The organism is Bordetella genomosp. 9 (assembly GCF_002119725.1).
In the GTDB taxonomy this organism is placed as follows: Bacteria; Pseudomonadota; Gammaproteobacteria; order Burkholderiales; family Burkholderiaceae_B; genus Bordetella_C.
The window spans coordinates 3617497-3636918 of the sequence record NZ_CP021109.1 but is presented as its reverse complement, the minus strand read 5'-3'; the positions used below and the strand labels follow the sequence as shown (position 1 = coordinate 3636918).

Annotated in this window: 21 protein-coding genes; 13 read left to right on the top strand and 8 right to left on the bottom strand. The window is 65.5% G+C overall.

Annotated features, from left to right (window positions below; all coding sequences use genetic code 11):
* Nucleotides 1–47 precede the first annotated feature (47 nt).
* The 4 genes from CAL13_RS16735 to CAL13_RS16720 all read left to right on the top strand — a co-directional run bounded on the left by CAL13_RS16735 (nucleotide 48) and on the right by CAL13_RS16720 (nucleotide 3984).
* Entirely contained in the window at nucleotides 48–1058 is a 1011-nt protein-coding gene (locus CAL13_RS16735; protein WP_086058386.1) for a sodium:calcium antiporter, read from the top strand.
* Between the two features lie 473 nt (nucleotides 1059–1531).
* The gene (locus CAL13_RS21555; protein WP_086059543.1) at nucleotides 1532–1867 is read left to right on the top strand and encodes a hypothetical protein; all 336 of its coding nucleotides are present in this window, start codon (nucleotides 1532–1534) and stop codon (nucleotides 1865–1867) included.
* Between the two features lie 41 nt (nucleotides 1868–1908).
* The gene (locus CAL13_RS16725) at nucleotides 1909–3027 is read left to right on the top strand and encodes a porin (RefSeq protein ID WP_086072994.1); all 1119 of its coding nucleotides are present in this window, start codon (nucleotides 1909–1911) and stop codon (nucleotides 3025–3027) included.
* Nucleotides 3028–3114: 87 nt separating this feature from the next.
* Nucleotides 3115–3984, top strand: coding sequence for a cytochrome c oxidase assembly protein (locus CAL13_RS16720; RefSeq protein ID WP_086072993.1), 870 nt, complete (start codon nucleotides 3115–3117; stop codon nucleotides 3982–3984).
* Nucleotides 3985–4044: 60 nt separating this feature from the next.
* Here CAL13_RS16720 and galU read toward each other — a convergent pair whose 3' ends face one another.
* Nucleotides 4045–4890: a UTP--glucose-1-phosphate uridylyltransferase GalU gene (gene galU / locus CAL13_RS16715; RefSeq protein WP_086058384.1), complete on the bottom strand. Its 846-nt coding sequence runs from the start codon at nucleotides 4888–4890 to the stop codon at nucleotides 4045–4047.
* Nucleotides 4891–5004: 114 nt separating this feature from the next.
* On the opposite strand from galU, the gene CAL13_RS16710 reads away from it, so the two are divergent.
* Nucleotides 5005–6471, top strand: coding sequence for a M48 family metalloprotease (locus CAL13_RS16710; RefSeq protein ID WP_232462633.1), 1467 nt, complete (start codon nucleotides 5005–5007; stop codon nucleotides 6469–6471).
* Nucleotides 6472–6867: 396 nt separating this feature from the next.
* On the opposite strand, the gene CAL13_RS16705 is transcribed toward CAL13_RS16710, so the two are convergent.
* The 4 genes from CAL13_RS16705 to CAL13_RS16690 form a co-directional block, all read right to left on the bottom strand.
* Complete coding sequence (locus CAL13_RS16705) at nucleotides 6868–7965, bottom strand: YheT family hydrolase (RefSeq protein ID WP_086072992.1); 1098 nt, start codon at nucleotides 7963–7965, stop codon at nucleotides 6868–6870.
* Nucleotides 7966–7972: 7 nt separating this feature from the next.
* Complete coding sequence (locus CAL13_RS16700) at nucleotides 7973–8395, bottom strand: YybH family protein (protein WP_086072991.1); 423 nt, start codon at nucleotides 8393–8395, stop codon at nucleotides 7973–7975.
* 55 nt (nucleotides 8396–8450) lie between these two features.
* Nucleotides 8451–8663: a zinc-finger domain-containing protein gene (locus CAL13_RS16695; RefSeq protein WP_086058380.1), complete on the bottom strand. Its 213-nt coding sequence runs from the start codon at nucleotides 8661–8663 to the stop codon at nucleotides 8451–8453.
* A gap of 76 nt (nucleotides 8664–8739) precedes the next feature.
* Nucleotides 8740–9660: a branched-chain amino acid transaminase gene (locus tag CAL13_RS16690; RefSeq protein WP_086058379.1), complete on the bottom strand. Its 921-nt coding sequence runs from the start codon at nucleotides 9658–9660 to the stop codon at nucleotides 8740–8742.
* A 160-nt stretch (nucleotides 9661–9820) separates the two neighbouring features.
* On the opposite strand from CAL13_RS16690, the gene CAL13_RS16685 reads away from it, so the two are divergent.
* The 3 genes from CAL13_RS16685 to CAL13_RS16675 all read left to right on the top strand — a co-directional run bounded on the left by CAL13_RS16685 (nucleotide 9821) and on the right by CAL13_RS16675 (nucleotide 12485).
* Nucleotides 9821–10567 (top strand): AzlC family ABC transporter permease, encoded by a 747-nt coding sequence (locus CAL13_RS16685; RefSeq protein ID WP_198297661.1) that lies wholly within the window; start codon nucleotides 9821–9823, stop codon nucleotides 10565–10567.
* Nucleotides 10564–10905, top strand: coding sequence for an AzlD domain-containing protein (locus CAL13_RS16680; RefSeq protein WP_086058378.1), 342 nt, complete (start codon nucleotides 10564–10566; stop codon nucleotides 10903–10905). Before CAL13_RS16685 ends, CAL13_RS16680 begins: the two co-directional genes overlap by 4 nt.
* A 131-nt stretch (nucleotides 10906–11036) precedes the next feature.
* Nucleotides 11037–12485 carry a DEAD/DEAH box helicase gene (locus CAL13_RS16675; RefSeq protein WP_086058377.1) on the top strand — a complete coding sequence of 483 codons (1449 nt, stop codon included), beginning with the start codon at nucleotides 11037–11039 and terminating at the stop codon, nucleotides 12483–12485.
* Nucleotides 12486–12500: 15 nt separating this feature from the next.
* Here CAL13_RS16675 and CAL13_RS16670 read toward each other — a convergent pair whose 3' ends face one another.
* Nucleotides 12501–12881 (bottom strand): thioredoxin family protein, encoded by a 381-nt coding sequence (locus tag CAL13_RS16670; RefSeq protein ID WP_086072990.1) that lies wholly within the window; start codon nucleotides 12879–12881, stop codon nucleotides 12501–12503.
* A gap of 59 nt (nucleotides 12882–12940) precedes the next feature.
* Between CAL13_RS16670 and CAL13_RS16665 the strand changes: the two genes are divergently transcribed.
* The 3 genes from CAL13_RS16665 (at nucleotide 12941) to CAL13_RS16655 (ending at nucleotide 15572) form a co-directional block, all read left to right on the top strand.
* Nucleotides 12941–13744, top strand: a complete 804-nt coding sequence (locus CAL13_RS16665; protein ID WP_086073697.1) for an EI24 domain-containing protein — start codon at nucleotides 12941–12943, stop codon at nucleotides 13742–13744.
* 41 nt (nucleotides 13745–13785) lie between these two features.
* Nucleotides 13786–14595 carry a competence/damage-inducible protein A gene (locus CAL13_RS16660; protein ID WP_086072989.1) on the top strand — a complete coding sequence of 270 codons (810 nt, stop codon included), beginning with the start codon at nucleotides 13786–13788 and terminating at the stop codon, nucleotides 14593–14595.
* A 113-nt stretch (nucleotides 14596–14708) separates the two neighbouring features.
* On the top strand, nucleotides 14709–15572 hold the full coding sequence (locus CAL13_RS16655; protein ID WP_086058374.1) for an IclR family transcriptional regulator: 864 nt from the start codon (nucleotides 14709–14711) through the stop codon (nucleotides 15570–15572).
* 85 nt (nucleotides 15573–15657) lie between these two features.
* Here the strand turns inward: CAL13_RS16655 and CAL13_RS16650 are convergent, their stop codons facing one another.
* Nucleotides 15658–16635 carry a tripartite tricarboxylate transporter substrate-binding protein gene (locus tag CAL13_RS16650; protein ID WP_086072988.1) on the bottom strand — a complete coding sequence of 326 codons (978 nt, stop codon included), beginning with the start codon at nucleotides 16633–16635 and terminating at the stop codon, nucleotides 15658–15660.
* 450 nt (nucleotides 16636–17085) lie between these two features.
* On the opposite strand from CAL13_RS16650, the gene CAL13_RS16645 reads away from it, so the two are divergent.
* Nucleotides 17086–17676 (top strand): phasin family protein, encoded by a 591-nt coding sequence (locus CAL13_RS16645; RefSeq protein ID WP_086058372.1) that lies wholly within the window; start codon nucleotides 17086–17088, stop codon nucleotides 17674–17676.
* Nucleotides 17677–17978: 302 nt separating this feature from the next.
* On the top strand, nucleotides 17979–18230 hold the full coding sequence (locus CAL13_RS16640) for a hypothetical protein (protein ID WP_086072987.1): 252 nt from the start codon (nucleotides 17979–17981) through the stop codon (nucleotides 18228–18230).
* A gap of 75 nt (nucleotides 18231–18305) precedes the next feature.
* Here CAL13_RS16640 and CAL13_RS16635 read toward each other — a convergent pair whose 3' ends face one another.
* On the bottom strand, nucleotides 18306–19361 hold the full coding sequence (locus CAL13_RS16635) for a quinone-dependent dihydroorotate dehydrogenase (protein WP_086072986.1): 1056 nt from the start codon (nucleotides 19359–19361) through the stop codon (nucleotides 18306–18308).
* Nucleotides 19362–19422: the final 61 nt, after the last annotated feature.

The window sequence follows — 19422 nt, the reverse complement described above, 5'->3', positions numbered from 1 at the left end:
AGCCGCGTCGTCGCGCCATGGGAATCTGCTCGTCCGGCTGCCACGTCATGATTTCGACCTTTCTTCTGTTCCTCGCTTCGGCGGCGGTCATTTATTTCGCCTGCGAGTATTTCGTCAATGGCGTCGAATGGGTAGGCCATCGACTGGAACTCGGGGCGACCGCGGTGGGCACCGTGCTCGCCGCTTTCGGCACCGCGCTCCCGGAAAGCGCCGTGACATTCATGGCGGTGGTTTTCGGCGGCACGCCGGAACAGAAGGACATCGGCGTCGGCGCAGCCATGGGCGGCCCCCTGGTGCTATCCACGCTGGCTTACGCCGTGGTGGGGCTGGCGCTGATGCGTTTGCGCCAACGGCGGCCGAATGGCGCGGACGATTCCTGTATCCAGGCCGACCAGCAACGCCTCGCGCGCGACCAGGGCTGGTTCATGGCCATTTTCGTATTCAAGGTCGCGCTGGGCCTGATCGCTTTCGCCTGGAAGCCGTGGCTGGGCATTCTGTTCCTGGCTGCCTACGCGCTCTACGTCAAGCGCGAACTGAGCGCCGAGGACACCTGTACCGAAGCCGACGTGCTGGAACCGCTGAAGCTTAGGCCCGGTGACGCGCAGCCCACCATGACATGGGCGGCCCTGCAAACCGTGCTGGCGCTGGTCGTGATTGCCGTCGCGTCGCGCGTCTTCGTCGCCCAGATCGAGGTGCTCGGGGTCTGGATGGGCGCATCGCCGCACGTCGCTGCCCTGCTGCTGGCGCCCGTGGCGACGGAGCTGCCCGAAATCATGAACGCCATCATCTGGGTACGGCAGGGCAAGGAACGGCTGGCGCTGGCGAATATTTCCGGCGCCATGATGATCCAGGCCACAATCCCGAGCGCGCTGGGCATTTTCCTGACGCCGTGGCTGCTGGATGGCACGCTGATCGCAGCCGGCCTGTTCACCATGCTGTCCATCGCGGTCCTGTGGCTGCGTTTCCGCCGTCAAACCATGAGCTTGGGAACGCTTTCTGCGGTTGGAGGGCTGTACGCGCTGTTCGCGGGTTACGTGGGGTGGCATTTCTACGCCTGAACCGCTACCCAACCATTGAACCTACGGGTAAACCCGGCTAAACTAACAGCTTCGAATTTCCCAGGAGTGACTGCGTGAATACAGATTCCGGCGACAGTAGTAGTCGACCTTGCGTCGACGTCGCTGCCTAGATAGGGTCCACGCAGATCGTCTCTGCCGCACCCTATCTGCAGGGTGCGGTATTCAAGCAAGTTTCAATGTTTTCCCGCCTGGCGTCATTCAGGCGGCGCGTTGTTCTTGCTTGCCCGTACATCCCCCACGTTTTTCTGACCGGTCTTGCCGCAAGGCAGGGCACGTCCCGGTTCAGCGGGCCGGCGCCGTCAGCGTCGCCTGTGGGGGGCTTTGTGTGTTGCTTCGCCAGGGCAATCGGCCAACGTTCATGGTCGTGCGCCGCGACGCCGCAACCGCATGGCAGCCTGCACTTGCGCATCTCGTATTCACGCAGCATTCCCTTTCGCGAGAAGGAGGCCAATATGCGTGTTTTCGACTTGTTCCTGCGCCGAGCCGGTGTGGATCGCGCCGCGCTGCCCGATCGTCGCCACGCCAGCTCGCGATTGACCGTGGTCTGCCCGCGCGACGCGCTGGGTTCGGTCCGCAAGCGCATCTTTTCCGATTTCAAGGCCGCCGGCCTCACCGTGTCGCAGCTGCAGGTAGAGCATGGCGACGACCAGCGGATGGCATCCGCTTGCATAACCGTTAAATGCCCTGCCGAAATGCGAACGGTTCTTATGTCGCAAGCGCGCCAATTGCAGGCACATCCCGAAATCCGTCACGTACACTTCGGTGACCTTCGCCGCGCGGCATCCTGAACCGGTGCACGCGGCGCCAAATGTGTTAAGGGTCGCGTGCAATGAAGCAATATCTTCTCTCCGCCGTGCTGACCAGTTCGGCGGCTTTTTTTTACCCCCTGTGCGGCCAGGCCGCGGATGCCCCGGACGATAGCGGGCCGGGCGTTACTTTGTACGGCGTCATGGACGTTGGCGTGGCGAGCGAACATACGTCGGGCAAGGGCACGCGCAACGGCATGCTGACCGGTGGACAGACCGATTCGCTATGGGGGCTGCGCGGCAAGGAAAACCTGAACGACGGCTGGTATGCATCGTTCCAGGTGGAAAGCGGCTTTGACGTCGCCAACGGTAAGGTCGAAGACGACAACAGACTGTTCAACTACAACGCGTGGGTGGGCGTCGGGAAATCGACGCTGGGGGAGCTGCGGTTGGGACGCCAGTCCACCATCGGCCGCCAGTTCGGCAGCGAACTCGAGCAGGCAGGTTGGAAGGACATGGGGCTGGGCGCCACGTTCAAGGCGTCGGACAACTTCCAGTTCGACAACACCGTCAATTACCTCTCGCCGCAGGTCGGCGGCTTCCAGCTGGGCCTGGGCTATTCCTTCAATGCCGACGACAACAGCGCCTCGGGTTTCCGTACGGCGGACAACAACCGCGCCTACAGCGTCGGCCTGCGTTACGAGCAGGGCCCCTTGCTGGCCGTGGCCACCTGGGACGAGATGCGTCTGGCCAATGGCGACGGCGCGCGTCCGCGCGCTTTCCAGGTGGGAGCGGCCTACGATTTCGAGGTGGTGAAACTGGCGGTCGCATGGACGCGTCAGCGCGACGGCTTCGTCGGCCTGGATGGCGGAGATGCCAATGACGTGGGCCTGGGCCTGGGTCCGACGCCCTTCGTACAGGGTGGTCGGGCCGACGCGTGGTTTGTCGGCGCCACGGTCCCAATGGGGCCCGGCAGCCTGGTCGCGCAATGGTCCCCAGCCACGCCATCGTGGTCGTGGGAAGACGGCAAGCGCGCCCGCCGGGCGCAGGTCGCCACGCTTGGCTACATCTATCCCTTGTCGCCGCGCACCAGCCTTTACAGCTTTGTGGGCTATGCCCGCAACTACACGCTGGACAACCAGTTCGACCCGGATAATTCGCACACCACGCGAATGGCCCTAGGCATCACTCACCAGTTCTGACCGCGTGCCGCACGTCCGGACGGCGACTGACTACAATGGCTGGATCGCCGTCCGCCGGACGGCAGCCTGCCGTTGTGGACTGCGCTCGTGAACTTGCTCGACTGGCTTATCCCGTGGGAGTTCTCGCCGACGCTGGTGGCCCTGTTCGTCGCCGGCGGCGCGTTGTTCGGGCGCGGCGCCCGGGTCCACCACGTATCGTGGCCTCGGCAGGCGCTCTTCTGGAGCGGTATGGCGCTGCTGTATCTGTCCCTGCATACGCGCCTGGACTACTACGCCGAACGCATGTTCTTCATCCACCGCATCCAGCATCTGGTGCTGCACCATCTCGGGCCGCTGGTTGTGATGGCCGCGTATCCAGGTTCGGTCATGCGGGCAGGGCTGCCGTTGTCCTGGCGGGCGCGGCTGCGGCGTTTTCTTGCTACGCGGCCCGGCCGGTGTCTCGAGGGCCTGTTGACGCACAAGATCCTGGTGCCCGCGCTGTTCGTTTTCCTCGTGGTGGTGTGGCTGCTGCCTACCGTGCAGTTCTACTCCATGCTGGATTGGCGCCTGTACCGGCTGATGAACTGGTCCGTCGTGATCACGGGGTTCCTTTACTGGAATCTGATTCTGGATCGGCGGCCCAGTCCGCCAGCGGCGATGTCGCCCGGCGGCCGCGTCTTGTCGCCCATCTTCACCATGGCGCCTCAGATGGTGGCCGGCGCCTACATCGCGCTGACCCAGCGCGACCTTTATCCCTTGTTCGAACTGTGCGGCCGTGCCTTGCCGATGCCGGCGCTGATGGACCAGAGCATCGGAGGCCTGACGATGTGGATACCGGCGGCCCTGGTCGAGCTGGCCGGCCTGCTGGTGGCGCTGGGGACGCTGATGCGCCTGTCGGGGAAGGGACGGTTACCGCAGCGCAAGCGGCGCAGGGCGCGCGGCCGCGTGGGTGTGGCCGCGCCCGGGCCTACACGCTAGACGGGGCTGTAAACGACAAGGGCCGCCATGTAGGCGGCCCTTGTTCATATCAAGCACGACTTACGCTTGATCCGGTTCCAATCCATGGTACTTGCGTCCCAGCGCGACGGTCGCCTGGAACATGCCGGCCTTGTTGCCGCAGTCGTATCGCACGCCTTCATAGCGATGTGCGAAAACGGCGCGTTCCCGCATCAACGCGGCGATGCCATCGGTCAGCTGGATTTCGTTTCCGGCGCCCATCTTGGTCGCGCGCAGGTGTTCGAAGATTTCCGGCTCGAGGATGTAGCGTCCCACCACTGCGAGCGTGGATGGCGCATCGGCCGGCTCCGGTTTTTCAACGATGTGCGTGACGCGTTCGGTGCGTTCGTCCACCTGGCGGCTGGCGACGATACCGTATTTCTTGGTCTCGGCACGGGGCACGTCCTGCACGCCCAGCACGCTGCCGTCATACTTGATCGCAGTGTTCACCAATTGCTTGAGCACCGGCGTATCGGCATCGATCAGGTCATCGGCCAGGACGACCGCAAAGGGCTCGTTGCCCACCGCGGGGGCGGCGGTCAGGACGGCGTGGCCGAGGCCCAACGGCGCGGATTGCCGGATGTAGATGCAGTTGACGCCGGCGGGCAGGATGCCGCGGACCATATTCAGGAGCTCGACCTTCCCCTTCTTTTCCAGATCCGATTCCAGCTCGGGCGCCGAATCGAAGTGGTCTTCGATCGCCCGCTTGTTGCGGCCCGTGACAAAAACCAGGTCCGTGATGCCTGCCGCCACCGCTTCTTCCACCGCGTATTGGATCAGCGGCTTGTCAACGACGGGCAGCATTTCCTTGGGCATGGCTTTCGTCGCCGGCAGAAAGCGGGTGCCCATGCCCGCAACGGGGAATACAGCTTTTCTTATGGGTCGCATTGGAACCTCGGTATGATGAATATCGAATAGCAAGGGAATGATTTCTGGCCTGGGTATGATACTCGCATGAAACCACGCACCTCGCGCCCGGTGGCTGCCGTAAGCAAGCCGCTCATGCTGTTGCTTTGTGCTTCATTATTCGCCGGGCCGCCATCCTCCATACGGGCTCAGCCGGTCGGCTTACCCTCCATGGGCGCGGCGTCCGCGGATCAGTTGTCGCCTTATACGGAACGCGAACTGGGTGACCTGATCATGGCGCAAGGCCGCCGCGATCCCACCTATATCAGCGACCCGGAAATCGATCAGTACCTGACGTCGATGGGCCGCAAGCTCGCGAATTTTTCCCCTGGCGCCGTGCCCACCGTCGACCTCTTCGGGGTCCGCGATCCCGAGATCAACGCCTTTGCCATGCCGGGCGGGTACATCGGCGTCAACAGCGGCTTGGTGGTCGCCACACAAAGCGAATCCGAACTGGCCGCCGTGCTGGCGCACGAAATCGGCCACGTCGTGCAGCGGCACATCGCGCGCGGCATGACGCAGCACAACCAGAGCGGCGCGATCATGCTGGCGTCCGTGGCCGGCGCGCTGCTGGCCGCCCTGGCCGGCGGTGGCGGCGATCTCGCCATGGGCGTGGCCGCGTTCGGCCAGGCGGCCGCCATCGACCGGCAGTTGGGTTTCTCACGTGACGCCGAGCGCGAGGCGGACCGCGCGGGTTTCCAGATGCTGACGCGCGCCGGCTACGACCCGAGCGGCATGGCGCGCATGTTCGAGCGGCTGATGAACGCTTCGCGGCTGAACGAGGGCATGGGCGGCGGGGCCTGGGCATCGACGCACCCGCTGTCCATCGATCGTATGTCGGATATCGAAAACCGCGCGCGCACCATGCCCGCCGTGCGGCACGCGGACAGCGACGACTACTGGTACGTGCGGGCCAAGATGCGTGTGATTCAGGGCAGGGACACCGTGGGCCTGCGCACGGCCACGCAGCAGTTTCAGGACGAGTCGCGCACGCTTACGGGTGTGCAGCAGTCGGCCGCTTATTACGGTCTGGCGTTGGGCGCCCTGCAACGCGAAGACTACGCCGAGGCCGACCGCAATCTGAAGCTGGCGATGGCGAACGGACGGTCCTCGCCGGAGCTCGCCAAGCTTGCCATTGATTTGGCCACTGCCCAGAAGGATCCGGCGCGCGCATTGGCGCTCGCCGAATCCGCCTGGAAGACCTGGCCCGGCCGCTACGCCATCGCCATCGGCTATGTCCAGGCCTTGCAGCAGCTCGGCCGCGATGCCGACGCCCAGGCTTTCCTGCGCGAGCGGATCAAGCAATGGGGGGAGGACGAACCGGTCTTCTATCAGCTGCTGGCGCAGAGCGAGGAGAAAACCGGCAATCTGGTCCAGGCCCGCCGCGACATGGCCCGCTATTTCACCGCAATCGGCGCCTTGCCCGCAGCCGAAGCGCAACTGCGCCAGGCCCGCGATATGTCCCGCGACTTCTACGTGTCATCGCAGATCGACGTCCAGATCAAGGAAGTCCGCGACCAGCTCGAGGCACAACGCCAACTCCTGCAGAAGTTCAAGGGCTGAGCACCAGCGAGCACGCACCAGAGCAGCCGCGAAGCACTCCGAAGCCACAATCCGCACAGCTCTCTCCCGCCCGGCGACGCCGCGGATCCGGCTCCGCCGGTCCGCTGGCGTCGCCCCTCAAGGGGGAAGGGCGTAGCGCTTCGGGGGTGGACTCCCCCGACCTTACCCATGAAAACGGGTGCCCCCAGACCCGGGACGCCGCGGATCCGGCTCCGCCGGTCCGCTGGCGTCGCCCCCTCGAGGGGGAAGCGCGCAGCGCTTCGGGGGTGGACTCCCCCGGCCTTACCCATGAACACGGGTGCCCCCAGACCCGGGACGCCGCGGATCCGGCTCCGCCGGTCCGCTGGCGTCGCCCCCTTGAGGGGGAAGCGCGCAGCGCTTCGGGGGTGGGCTCACCTACCCTCCGGTTTCGAAAAAGCGGCCCAGGCGTTGCGGTAGCCAGCCCAGGTGTGCGGGGAAGGGGCCTGTCGGGAAGCCGGCGTGACCGCCGTTGGCAGGCTGATGCAGCACCACGTGCGGCGAACAATCGGCCGGGCCGGGCAGGGCGGGTTCCGGGAAGAAAGGATCGTTGCGGGCGTTCAGCACGAGGGTGGGCACTGCGATGTGCGCCAGCCATGGCTTGCTCGACGCCCGCGTCCAATAATCCAGCGCGTTGCGAAAGCCGTGCATCGGCGCGGTATAGGCGTCGTCGAAATCCCGCAGGTCGCGCGCGTGGGCGATGCGCATGACATCGATGGCCCCTGGAAAGCGCCGCGCCTTTTCCAGAACCTTGTGCTTCATCGTGCGCAGGAAATAGGCGCTGTAGATGCGCCGGTTGATGAAGCCGCGGCACAGGCTGTTGCCGCCCGCGACCAGGTCCAGCGGAACCGAAATGCCGGCGCAGCCGCCCAGCCAGTCCACGTTCTGGCCTTGTTCGCCGACGTACTTCAGCAGGGCGTTGCCCCCCAGCGATACGCCGACGGCATGCCAGCGCGCGTGCGGAACGCGCTTGCGCACCGTGTCGAGCATGAACCCGACCTCTTCGGAGTCGCCGGAATAGTACGCGCGCGCGAGCCGGTTCGGCGTGCCGGAGCAGCCGCGAAAATGCGCGATCGCCACGATCCATCCGCGGGCGCGGAAGTAGTGCGAAATCGATTGCGCGTACCGGCTCAGGCTGCCGCCTTCCAAGCCATGGAAAAGAATCATGGCCGGCGTGCCGGGCAGTTGCGGCAAGGATGCCCAATCCGCGTCGATGATCCAGCGTGCGGCCGCCGTCGTGGCGGTGGCGACCGGTGGCGGGACGGCCGGCTTGCCGTCGGGCGACTTGTGCGGGAATAGCCCCGGACCGGTCCAGTCGATATCGATGAAGTCGCCATCGGGCGTGTCCACGCGCTCGCGAACGAAGGCGATGCGGTGGTACTGCGCCAGCGTGGCGGCGTAGATCGTCTGGCTATGCCCGTCGGGTAGCCAGCGTGGCACGGGGCAGGGCGAGGTATCCAGGCGTGCGGAGGCCAAAGCGCACCTAGTGCAACATGTCCGGCACGTCGTTCAGATCCAGCAGGCCGGCTTCCGCCGGCGCCGCGGACGCATGATGCATGACCATGCGCCAGCCCGACGGCCCTTTGTGATAGATGTTGGTAGCGTAGCAGCTGACGATGCCGTCTCCCGCCCCTCGCGCGGGGCCAACCTGTTCCACCAGCACGTGCACGGCGGTGCCCATATGGTGAATGGCCATGGGCCTCATGGGGCGGATATGCAGCGGTCCGGCAGCCAGGATGGCTCGCCACGACTGTTCCACTGCCTCGTGGCCGACGATGCGCAGGCCGCCCGGGTGGATGCATACGATTTCCTCGTCGTCTGCCCAGACTTGCATCAGGCGCGCCAGATCGGCGTGCTCGAGGGCCTCGTAGAAGGCGTCTTCGGTTTCTTGCGGCGTGGCGAACATGGCGGCGTGGACGGGCGGAAATCGAAGGGAAGGGGCCGCACTGGCGGCCCCGCGTTCAGTGACCGTGGCTGGTGAGAACGGTACCGGGCTTCAAGCGGTATTCGGCTCCGCAATACGGACAGCGCGTGCTGCCGGTATGCGCGACGTCCAGAAAGACACGCGGATGCATGCTCCATAGGGGCGCTTTGGGGTTGGGGCAGTACACGGGCAGATCTTCGGCGCCGACCTCGATGACTTCATGGGCGGGGGCGGTGGCTGCTGCGGTCATGGTGTTTCCTGAAACAGGTGATGCGTAACGTGAGCGGGGAATGCCTGCGGCATGGCGATGCGGGGGCCGCGCGGCGTCAAACCTTGGTCAGCCAGCCCTGGTACTTCGCGTTTCGGCCGTGCACGACGTCGAAGAAGGCCTGCTGCAGGCGCTCCGTGACGGGGCCGCGGCGGCCTGCGCCGATGCGCCGGTTGTCGACTTCCCGGATGGGCGTGACTTCGGCGGCGGTGCCTGTAAAAAAGGCTTCGTCCGCGATGTAGACGTCGTCGCGGGTCAGGCGGCGCGTCAATACCGGGATGCCGAGATCGGCGGCCAGGGCATGGATGGTTGAACGGGTGATGCCGGTCAAGGCCGATGCGATTTCAGGTTCGACGAGCACGCCGTCCTTGACCAGGAAGATGTTCTCGCCGGCGCCTTCCGCGACGAAGCCTTCCGTGTCCAGCAACAGGGCTTCATCGTAGCCGTCCTGCAGGGCCTCGGCGTTGGCGATGATCGAATTGGCGTACGTGGTGGCGACCTTGGCGCGCGGCATGGTGACGTTGACGTGCTGACGCGCATAGGAGGAGACCTTGACGCGGATGCCTTCGGCCAGCGCTTCTTCGCCCAGGTAGGCGCCCCAGGGCCAGGCCGCGATGGCGACGTGGACCTTCGCGCCCTTGGGCGACACGCCCATCTTTTCGGAGCCGTAGAACACCAGCGGACGCAAATAGCAGGACTCCAGGCCGTTGGCCCGCACCACTTCGCATTGCGCCGCTTCCAGCGTCTCCGCGTCGAACGGCATGGGGATCTGGTAGATGTGAGCGGAGTTGAACAGCCGCTTGGTGTGTTCCTTCAGCCGGAAGATCGCTGTGCCGCTGTCGGTTTTGTAGGCCCGCACTCCTTCGAATACGGACAATCCGTAGTGCAGCGAATGGGTCAGGACGTGGGTGGTAGCCTCGCGCCAGGGGACCAGTTTGCCGTCATACCAGATGAATCCGTCGCGGTCGGCCATCGACATGTGCGTTCTCCTATGAGTGCGCGCTATTGTATCAAGGGGGCGGCTACAATATGCCCCAATATGGGGCGCGGCAACGAGCCGCCGCCAAAGACGGCCGCCGCGCGCCCGCGGCCCGTGCCCGTTTTCCGCGCCCGCTTCCCATTACCGCGCCAGGCCCAACTTGTCCTCCGAACCGGCAGTCTCCGATCTCGATAATCTCCAGGTTTGGCAAGAGCGGCGAAAGGCCGCGCGCGACGGCGTGCGTGCGGTCGCGCCAACCTTCATCGCGACCGGCACGTGGGGACTGGTGACGGGCGTGGCGATGGTGAAGTCCGGACTGACGGAATCGATGGCCACCGCGATGAGCCTGGCCCTGTACGCCGGTTCGGCGCAACTGACCTCGCTGCCCCTGATCGCCGCGGGGGCGCCGCTTTGGCTCATCTTCGCGGCCGGCTTCATCGTCAATCTGCGGTTCCTGATCTTCGGCGCCGCACTGCATCCGTATTTCCGCCATCTGCCGTGGCCGCGCAGGCTTGCGCTGGGCTACTTCACCACGGATATGGGCTTCGTTCTGTTCATCCCCAAATACGGCGACGCGCCGGTCAAGGGCACACGTGAACAGATCTGGTTCTTCATCGGCGCCATCACCCCCGCCTGGTTCGTCTGGCAGGGCTCCTCCATCGCCGGAATTTATCTGGGCGCGCTGGTGCCCACGGCCTGGTCGCTGGATTTTGCCGCCGTCCTGGCGCTGCTCGCCATTACCGTACCGCTGGCGACGACGCGGCCCATGCTGGCGGCCATCGTCGCGGCAGGGTTGACAGCCTGGATAGGCCAGTTGCTGCCGCTGCGCTTGGGCCTGGCCGCTGCCGTCATCGCCGGCGTGGTGGCGGGCATGCTGGCGGAACGCCGTTGGCGGGGCAAGGCATGAGTCTGGATATTGCGGCCGAAGACGCGTATGTCTATTCCGCCATTGCGCTGCTGACGCTTTGCAGCGTCATCACGCGCGCCGGCTATCAATTGTTCGGCGACTACCTGCCGCTTTCGGACGGCGTTCGGCGCGCCCTGCGTTACGCGCCGGCGGCGGCGCTGACGGCCATCATCGTTCCCGACATGCTGCCCTGGCGTCCCGGGGAAGGGCCGCTGCTCGACATGAAGCTGCTGGCCGGCGTTGCGGCCACGCTGGTGTTTCTGCGCACGCGCAGCGCGGTGGCCGTCATTGTCAGCGGGATGCTGGTGCTGTGGGGCTTGCGCTGGCTTGCCCCCTGACCCGTCCCCCTATCGAGCGGCTCGTACCCTGATGCCGGCGCCCGGCTGCGCTAAAATCGACTTATCCACAGCAAACCGGGCCCAATTCTTACTGTTTCCGTGCTTGTACGGGGCCGGTATCTGCCTAACCAATGACTGAATCCAATTCTTCCGCAGCGTCGTCCACGGATGCGCCCGCTCTCGCGTTTTCCGACTTCGGCCTGCACCCTCTGCTACTGGCTTCCATTGCCGAAACGGGGTACACGACTCCAACGCCCATCCAGGCCCAGGCGATTCCCGTCGTCGTGGCGGGGCGAGACGTCATGGGCGCGGCACAGACCGGCACCGGCAAGACGGCCGCCTTCACGCTCCCCATCCTGCATCGCCTGATGCCGTTGGCCAACACCAGCGCGTCGCCGGCGCGGCATCCGGTGCGCGCGCTCATTCTGACGCCCACGCGCGAGTTGGCCGATCAGGTCGCCGAAAGCGTCAAGCGCTACAGCAAGCGCACGCCCTTGCGTTCGGCCGTGGTGTTCGGCGGCGTGGATATCGGACCACAGAAGGAAAGCCTGCGCAACGGCTGCGAAGTGCTGGTCGCCACGCCCGGCCGCCTGCTCGATCACGTCGAGCAGAAGAACGTCAACTTGAGCCAGGTCGGCATCCTGGTTCTGGATGAAGCGGACCGCATGCTGGACATGGGCTTCCTGCCCGACCTGGAACGCATCATCCGGCTGCTGCCGACGCAACGCCAGAACCTGCTTTTTTCGGCGACGTTCAGCAATGAAATCCGCAAGCTGGCCCGTTCCTATCTGCAGCATCCCGTCGAAATCGAGGTCGCGGCGCGCAACGCCACGGCCGATACGGTCACGCAGATCGCCTACGAAATGAGCAGCGAAGGCAAGCGCGCCGCCGTGGTCCATCTGGTGAAGTCGCGCAACCTGAACCAGGTCATCGTGTTTTCCAATACGAAGATCGGCACGGCGCGGCTGGCGCGCCAGCTCGAGCGCGACGGCATCAAGGCGGAGTCCATCCACGGCGACAAAAGCCAGGCCGACCGCATGAAAGCGCTGGAGGCCTTCAAGGCTGGACAGCTGGAAGTGCTGGTGGCCACGGATGTCGCGGCCCGCGGGCTCGATGTTGCCGGCGTGCCTTGCGTGATCAACTACGACCTGCCCTATAACGCCGAAGACTACGTGCACCGCATTGGCCGGACCGGCCGCGCGGGCGCCTCGGGCGAAGCCATTGCGCTGTATACGCCGTCAGAGGAACGCCTGCTCCTGGACATCGAAAAGCTGATCAAGCGGCCCGTGCCTCGCGGCCGCCTGGACGTACCGCCCGAGCTGGTTGCGCGCAGTCGCGGCCATGGCGACGAGGCCCGTGGCGGGCGCGACCGTCGTGAAGCGCGCGGCCGGGGGCCGAGCGAACGGCGCTACGGCGAGCCGGCCTCGCGGCAGGCCCCGGTGGACGACTTCTTCTTCAAGCCCTACGTGCCCAGCAACCCCGCACCGCAGCCGCCTGCCGAAGAACAGGCCGCGGCCGAACGCGCCGGCGCTCCCAAACGCAAGGTGGCAGTGCTTCTGGGCGGCAATCGCAAGCCCTGACCGCGGCGGCGCGGCTCACGCCGCCAGCAGCCCGCGCACATCGGGCAGCCGTGTGGCGACCGCCGGGCTGCCGGCATCCAGGGTGGCAAGCAGCCGCTCGAGATGACCGATGTGCGGCAGCATGGGGCCGTAGAACACCGTGCGTCCACCGCGCTGCACCAGTATCGTCGGAAAGTTCTCGACGTCTTCCTCGCCCAGCAGCTCCGGGTGGTCCTCGATGTCGATCCAGGCAAACACTGTGGCGGGCGTCTGCGCCGCCAGCGCATCGAATTTGGGCCGGTATTCCCGACAGGTATCGCACCAGGCGGCGCAGAAGCACGCCACCAGATCGATATCGGGACGATCCAGCGAATTGCGCAAGGCGTGGGCGTCGGTTCCAGGTTCGAAAGCGGACATATGAGCGGCGGCAAGAGGTTTTAACTATCATACCTGCGATGCGCTATCGGACTTCCTCCATGCCCCCAACCTCCTATTCCACGCCGCCCTTCGCGCCGGCCTCGGCCGGCACGGCCGGCATCTGGCAGGCCTTCAAACGCGCCGCCGTATCGCAATGCCACCCCGCGATGCTTTTCGCGGTGCTGCTGCCGTTTCTCATTGCGCTGGTCGGCGCCATCCTGCTGCTGTGGTTTTGCTGGACGCCGCTGACCGACTGGCTGCGCGACGAGGCTTCCACCTGGAGCGTCGTCAACGATGTCGATCAGTGGCTGGTCGCCGTCGGGCTGTTTTCCCTCAAGGTTTATCTGGTCCCCGTGGCGGCGGCCGCCATCCTGTTGCCGGTGTCCGGCATTCTGGGCCTGGCCATCGCCGCCGTATTCGTCATGCCCCTGGTGTTGCGCCATGTCAGCCAGCGCGAGTACGCGGACGTCGGCAAGCAGGGCAAGTTCGGCACCGCGGTCAGCATCTGGAACGCCGGGTGGGTGAGCGTGGTATTCGCACTCGGGTGGCTGCTGACGCTGCCGTTGTGGCTTGTGCCCCCCATGGCGGTGCTGCTGTCGATTTTCTGGTGGGCCTTCGCCTTCTCGCGAATGATGCGGGTGGACGCCATCGTCGAGCACGCCAGCCCCGCCGAGCGGCGCATCCTGCTGCGCCGGCACAACGTGGGTTTCTGGGTATTGGGGTTGCTGTGCTCCCTGATCAACCTGTTGCCGCCAGCCTGGGTCTTCCTGCCCGTGTTCTCGGCGCTGCTTTTCGCGCATTACGGACTGGACGCCCTGCAGCGGTTGCGGCAGGAAAAAGTCATCGAGATGACGCCTCGTTGACCACCCTTGGACTCCGCTCACCACTGCTCAGAGGACGCCACATGGCTCTGGATCCCGCGACGCCGCGCATCGGCCTGATCATCGTCGGCGACGAAATCCTGTCCGGCAGACGGCAGGACAAGCATTTCTCCAAGGTCATCGAACTCCTGGGCGCGCGCGGGCTGCGATTGGCCTGGACGCAGATCCTGCCGGATGATCGCGATACCCTGACGGCGGCATTCCGGCGCAGTTTCGCCAGCGGCGACATCGTCTTTTCCTGTGGCGGCATCGGGGCAACCCCTGACGACCATACACGTCAGGCGGCCGCCGCCGCGCTGGACTTGCCGCTGGCGCTGCATCCCGAAGCGGAACGCGAGATCACGTTGCGCTGCGCCGAGATGGCGGCGAAGGGCCAGGGCACGACCGACATGAGCACGCCGGAAAACCAGCGCAGGCTTGAAATGGGGCGCTTTCCCGAGGGGTGTGAGATCGTGCCCAACCCCTACAACCGCATCCCTGGTTTTTTCATCCGCGACCATACTTTTGTTCCGGGTTTCCCGGTCATGGCGTGGCCGATGCTGGAATGGACGCTGGATACCCGTTACCGCGATCTGCACCACCGGACCGCGCACGCGGAACATGCTTTCCTGGTCTATGGCCTTCCAGAGTCCCGCATCGCGCCCGTGATGGACGCGCTGCAGGCCCGATGGCCCGGGGTGAAGGCCTTCAGCCTGCCCAGCGTAGGAGAGGATGGCAAGTCGCCGCATATCGATCTGGGCGTCAAGGGCGAGCCGGCGGCTGCGGCCGAAGCCATGGCGTATCTTCGTGACGAAGTCGTGCGGCTGGGCGGTCGGCTGACCCCGCCGGCCTGAGCGGCGCCCAGGTTGCCAAACGCGGCTGCGTATTTCACAATACGGGAAATAACGATTTATTGCAGCGCCGCATCCGCGCATCGACCGGCGCGTCCGAGACACCCGCTTCGCCTATGACCCGCTTCTCTCCCACACCGACGCATGGCGCCCAGGCGCCAGGCGACGGGCATGCCACGATCGCCATTCAAGTGATCGAACGCGCCATGCGGTTGCTCGATGCGCTGGCGGCGCAGCCCGAACCGGTGACGCTGAAACAGCTGGCGGCGACCACGGGCCTGCATGCGTCGACTGCCCATCGCATCCTGAACGACCTGGTGGTCGGCCGCTACGTCGAGCGCGTGGACAATGGCGTCTATCAGCTGGGGATGCGCCTGCTGGAGCTTGGTTCCCTGGTGAAGGGCCGCCTGAACGTACGGGATGCGGCCGCCGGCCCCATGCACGAGCTGCACGAGTTGACCGGCCAGACCGTCAATCTATCGGTGCAGCAGGGCGATGAGATCGTATACGTCGACCGGGCCTGGAGCGAACGATCCGGCATGCAGGTGGTGCGCGCCATCGGCGGCCGCGCGCCCTTGCACCTGACGTCCACCGGCAAGCTGTTTCTGTCGATGGCGGAACCCCGCGAAGTGCGCGCCTACGCGCTGCGCACCGGCCTGGCGGGCCATACCGGAAACAGCCTGACCCGGCTGGACATGCTGGAACGTGAACTGGCGATGGTGCGCGCCCACGGTTATGCGCGCGACAACGAGGAACTGGAAGTCGGCGTGCGCTGCATCGCCGCGGGGATCCGCGACGATAGCGGGAAGCTCGTGGCCGGCCTGTCGATTTCGGCGCCCGCCGAGCGCATGCAGGACGAATGGATCGCGCGTCTGAAGGAAACGGCGGCGCGCATATCGGCATCCCTCGGCTACGAGGCGCCGCCCGAGCCGTCGTTCGGGCCCGCGCACGGGCCGGACGGCGCCCAGGCCGCGGCCTGAAAAAAAAGCCCGGCATGCCGGGCTTCGACGGGATTCCGGCGTGCCGGAATCGGCACGGCCGCGCGAACGCGGCACGTGACAGGCGTTATTGTTTTTCGACGCCCGCTTTCTTGAACAGCGCCGCCCACTGGGGCACCTGCTGCTTGACCTTGGCCTCCAGCGCCTGCGGGTTGGCTTCATTGACCAGCACCGTGGCGCCCAGCGCCTGCATGCGTTCCTGGAACTTGGGATCCTTCACGCCGGCTTGCAGGGCCGCGACCAGTTTGTCGACGACGGGCTTGGGCGTGCCCTTCGGGACCCACATGCCGTGCCAGATGCCGACCTCGAAGCCCTTGTAGCCGGATTCGTCCATGGTTGGCAGATCCTTCAGTGTGTCCACGCGCTTGAGGCTGGTCACCGCGTACGCCTTCACTTTCTTGGCGTTGATCTGCTGGGTGGTGTTGGTGGTCTGGTCGCAAAGCATGTCAACCTGCTTGCCGAGCAGGTCATTCATGGCCGGCGCCGTGCCCTTGTAGGGCACCGTCAGCAGGTCGACGCCAAATGCTTCGTTCAGCATGGTGCCGCACAGGTGGCTCGCCGCGCCGATGCCGGCGTTGGCCAGCGTGATCTTGTCCTTGTTCTTTTTGACGTAGTCGGCCAGTTCCTTGATGTTGTTCGGCGGGAAGTTTTCGCGCGCCAGGACCGTCATGGGGACGTCCACCACCAGGCCTACCGGCTCGAAGCTGGTGAACGGGTCATAGCCCGGGTCTTTGTACAGGGATGGAGCGGTGGAGAAGCCGACGTGCATCAGCAGCACGGTATAGCCATCGGGAGCCGCGCGGGCGGCGAACGTGGTGCCGATCGTGCCGCCGGCGCCACCCTTGTTCTCCACGATGACGGACTGGCCGAGCGCCGGTCGCATGGCTTCCGCCAGCGAGCGGGCAACGTTGTCGGTCGGTCCCCCGGCGGCGAACGGTACCACCATGTTGATGACGTGGTCCGGATATTCGGCATGTGCGGCGCCTGCCGCGGACAGGGTCACGGCCGCCAATACGGCGGCCAGCCTGGGGGATCGGAAAGGCATGGTGTCTCCTGGTTATGCGAATGCGTTATGAGAATTCTGCGCACAGGCTGCCGGGCCTGTTCGAACCGCAGTCTAGGCAACAACCGGTGACACGTCACCTTAGATGTTTCCCCATGTTGCTTCGGCCGGACGGCGGCTCTATCGTGCTGCCAGCTTCGGAGAGGTGGCATGCCCCCAACCGGCTGCGAAGGCGAAGAACCGCTCGGCATTCCCGCGCACCGTTTCCCAATACGCACCGGAGAGTTGTGTGACTTTGTTGCGTTGCACCAAAAGTGCTTGACATTGGGTCGGACGCACCTAAAATGGGAATTGTGCAGTGCACAACGGCTCGGGACAGTGGTAGGCCGCGAGCCGGGGGAGTCCCCAGGCAGTATGGACCCTCGATATGTCTTCCGCACCCAATCGCCATCTTTATCGCCCCCTGCGAAGGGGCAACTCGAGGAGATCCCTATGAGCGCCATTCCGCAACAAGTGCTGGCTCGCCAGCAAGCCGGCATCAACACCCTGATCGCCACCCAGACCGCCCTGTTTTCCGGTTTCGAAAAGCTGGTCGATCTGAACATGAAAGTCGTCAAGGCGACCCTGGACGAAGCCGCGCTGCGTGCCCAGCAGGCGTCCGAAGTGAAGGACCCGCAGGAAGCGCTGGCGTTTTCGACCAGCCTGGTGCAGCCCAGCGCCGAGAAAGTGCTGGCCTACGGCAAGCACGTCTATGACATCGTCGCCGGGGTGCAGGGCGAACTGGTGAAGCTCGGCGAAGAGCAGATCGCCGAAAACCAGGCCCAGCTGTCCGAAGCGATCGACCAGCTGGCCAAGAACGCCCCCACCGGCACCGAAGGCGCCGTGGCGTTGATAAAGTCCTCGCTTGCAACCGCCACCAGCGCGTATGATTCGATGACCAAGGCTGCCAAGCAGGCCGCCGAAGTCGCCGAATCGAACCTGAACGCCGCCGCGAACGCAACGTTCAAGGCCGCCTCGGATGCCGCGGACGTGGCTAACAAGGCCGCCGCGCCGCGCAGCCGCCGCGCCACCGCCGCCGCCTGAACGCGCAGCGAAAAGCCGTATCGAAGTCAACCAGTTTGAGCAGAGCTGGAGCCTGGGCCGCCCTTTGGGCGGCCCTTTTTTCTACCGGCCACCCCGGGAGCTTCGGCGTGGTACGGCCGCCGACGCCGGCATAGGCTGCCGGCTGCGGCGACGCGCCTGCGTCGCATTGTTGAATTCACATTTCGTTTAGCGATGTGTGACGCCAGAGAAAATTCCGCGCCTCACAATGCAGCGCACGGCGTAGGCATACGGCTCGGGCTTCCGCCCGCGCGTGTCCCGCCGGATCCATGAGGAGCGTTGCCATGAGGAGTCTTGCCGCTACGGCGCTTTCGATCACTCTTTTCGCCGGCGTCGGCCCGGCTTATGCCGAGTCCCCGTTTTCCAAGGTCGTTGACCGCGTCGAAAAGCTTGAACACGAAGCCGGTGAAAAAGCCCAACGCCTGGAGCGCGAGGGCAGGGCAGAGGTGGAACAGAACATTCACCGGAAAGAAAGCAAGACCGCCGACGAGCCCAAGGAAAAGGCCGTGCAGGATATCGAAAAGGCGGTGAAGTAGCGACGATGGCGCCGTCGCGGCCGTCATGCCGCTGCGACGCCTGTGCAGGCCGCACATCGCGGTCCGCCGCCCCGGTCAGATCGTCGCGCCGCGCAGGGCCGTCGCTTCCACGCATTCGCGCACCAGCGCCGGCCCCCGGTAGATCAGGCCCGTATAGATCTGCACCGCGTCCGCGCCGGCAGCCATTTTTTCGGCCGCCTGGCGTCCGCCATGAATGCCGCCCACGCCGATGATGGAAAGCGCGTTGCCCAGCCGCTGCTTCAGCCGGGCGATGACGGCCAGGGACAGCTCGTGGACCGGCGGGCCGGACAGGCCGCCGGCCTGCTCGGCATGGCGCAGACCCTTGACGGCATCCCGCGATAGCGTGGTGTTGGTAGCGATGACGCCGTTGACCCCGTAGCGCGGCAGGATGTCCGCGATGGCATCGACCTGATCGCTCGTCAGGTCCGGCGCGATCTTCACCGCCAGCGGCACGTCCCTTCCGTGCGTATCGGCCAGCGCCTTGCGGGCGTCGCGCAACTGCGCAAGCAGGTCGTTCAGTTCATCGCCGCCCTGAAGGCTGCGCAGGTTCTGCGTGTTGGGCGAGGAAATGTTCACGGTCACATAATCGGCGTGCGGGAAGACTCCGCGCAGGCCTTTCAGGTAGTCGTCCGCCGCCTGGCCAATGGGCGTATCGGCGTTCTTGCCGATGTTCAGCCCCAATATGCCGCCGCGCCCTCGCCACTGGCTGCGCGTCACATTGGCGATGAAGGCGTCCAGTCCCAGGTTGTTGAATCCCAGCCGGTTGATCAGCGCATGGGCTTGCGGCAGACGGAAAAGCCGCGGCTTCGGATTGCCCGGTTGCGGCCGCGGCGTTACCGTGCCGACCTCGACGAACCCGAATCCGAGATTGCCAAGCGCATCGATGTAGGCGCCGTTCTTGTCCAACCCGGCCGCAAGGCCCACGGCGTTGGGAACGCGCAGGCCCATCAGATCGACGGGGGCCAAAGGCGCGGCGCGCAGCAATGTCCGGGTGGCATTGCATTCGTATGCCCGCTGCAGCGCCTTCAGCGTGACTTCGTGCGCGGTTTCGGCGTCCATGGCGAACAGCGCCTGGCGCGCAAGAGGATAGGCGTGGAAGAGAATCGACATGGGGCGGCATTGTAGAGCCATCCGCGGGCCGCGGCATCGGGTCGCGGCCCGCGGCAGTCGC

Excerpts from the sequence above, each read along its gene's own strand:
- CAL13_RS16735 (WP_086058386.1), top strand. The coding sequence starts at position 48 with ATGATTTCGACCTTTCTTCTGTTCCTCGCTTCGGCGGCGGTCATTTAT.
- CAL13_RS21555 (WP_086059543.1), top strand. The coding sequence starts at position 1,532 with ATGCGTGTTTTCGACTTGTTCCTGCGCCGAGCCGGTGTGGATCGCGCC.
- CAL13_RS16725 (WP_086072994.1), top strand. The coding sequence starts at position 1,909 with ATGAAGCAATATCTTCTCTCCGCCGTGCTGACCAGTTCGGCGGCTTTT.
- galU (WP_086058384.1), bottom strand. The coding sequence starts at position 4,890 with ATGCGACCCATAAGAAAAGCTGTATTCCCCGTTGCGGGCATGGGCACC.
- CAL13_RS16710 (WP_232462633.1), top strand. The coding sequence starts at position 5,005 with ATGCTGTTGCTTTGTGCTTCATTATTCGCCGGGCCGCCATCCTCCATA.
- CAL13_RS16700 (WP_086072991.1), bottom strand. The coding sequence starts at position 8,395 with ATGTTCGCCACGCCGCAAGAAACCGAAGACGCCTTCTACGAGGCCCTC.
- CAL13_RS16695 (WP_086058380.1), bottom strand. The coding sequence starts at position 8,663 with ATGACCGCAGCAGCCACCGCCCCCGCCCATGAAGTCATCGAGGTCGGC.
- CAL13_RS16690 (WP_086058379.1), bottom strand. The coding sequence starts at position 9,660 with ATGTCGATGGCCGACCGCGACGGATTCATCTGGTATGACGGCAAACTG.
- CAL13_RS16680 (WP_086058378.1), top strand. The coding sequence starts at position 10,564 with ATGAGTCTGGATATTGCGGCCGAAGACGCGTATGTCTATTCCGCCATT.
- CAL13_RS16675 (WP_086058377.1), top strand. The coding sequence starts at position 11,037 with ATGACTGAATCCAATTCTTCCGCAGCGTCGTCCACGGATGCGCCCGCT.
- CAL13_RS16670 (WP_086072990.1), bottom strand. The coding sequence starts at position 12,881 with ATGTCCGCTTTCGAACCTGGAACCGACGCCCACGCCTTGCGCAATTCG.
- CAL13_RS16665 (WP_086073697.1), top strand. The coding sequence starts at position 12,941 with ATGCCCCCAACCTCCTATTCCACGCCGCCCTTCGCGCCGGCCTCGGCC.
- CAL13_RS16660 (WP_086072989.1), top strand. The coding sequence starts at position 13,786 with ATGGCTCTGGATCCCGCGACGCCGCGCATCGGCCTGATCATCGTCGGC.
- CAL13_RS16655 (WP_086058374.1), top strand. The coding sequence starts at position 14,709 with ATGACCCGCTTCTCTCCCACACCGACGCATGGCGCCCAGGCGCCAGGC.
- CAL13_RS16650 (WP_086072988.1), bottom strand. The coding sequence starts at position 16,635 with ATGCCTTTCCGATCCCCCAGGCTGGCCGCCGTATTGGCGGCCGTGACC.
- CAL13_RS16645 (WP_086058372.1), top strand. The coding sequence starts at position 17,086 with ATGAGCGCCATTCCGCAACAAGTGCTGGCTCGCCAGCAAGCCGGCATC.
- CAL13_RS16640 (WP_086072987.1), top strand. The coding sequence starts at position 17,979 with ATGAGGAGTCTTGCCGCTACGGCGCTTTCGATCACTCTTTTCGCCGGC.
- CAL13_RS16635 (WP_086072986.1), bottom strand. The coding sequence starts at position 19,361 with ATGTCGATTCTCTTCCACGCCTATCCTCTTGCGCGCCAGGCGCTGTTC.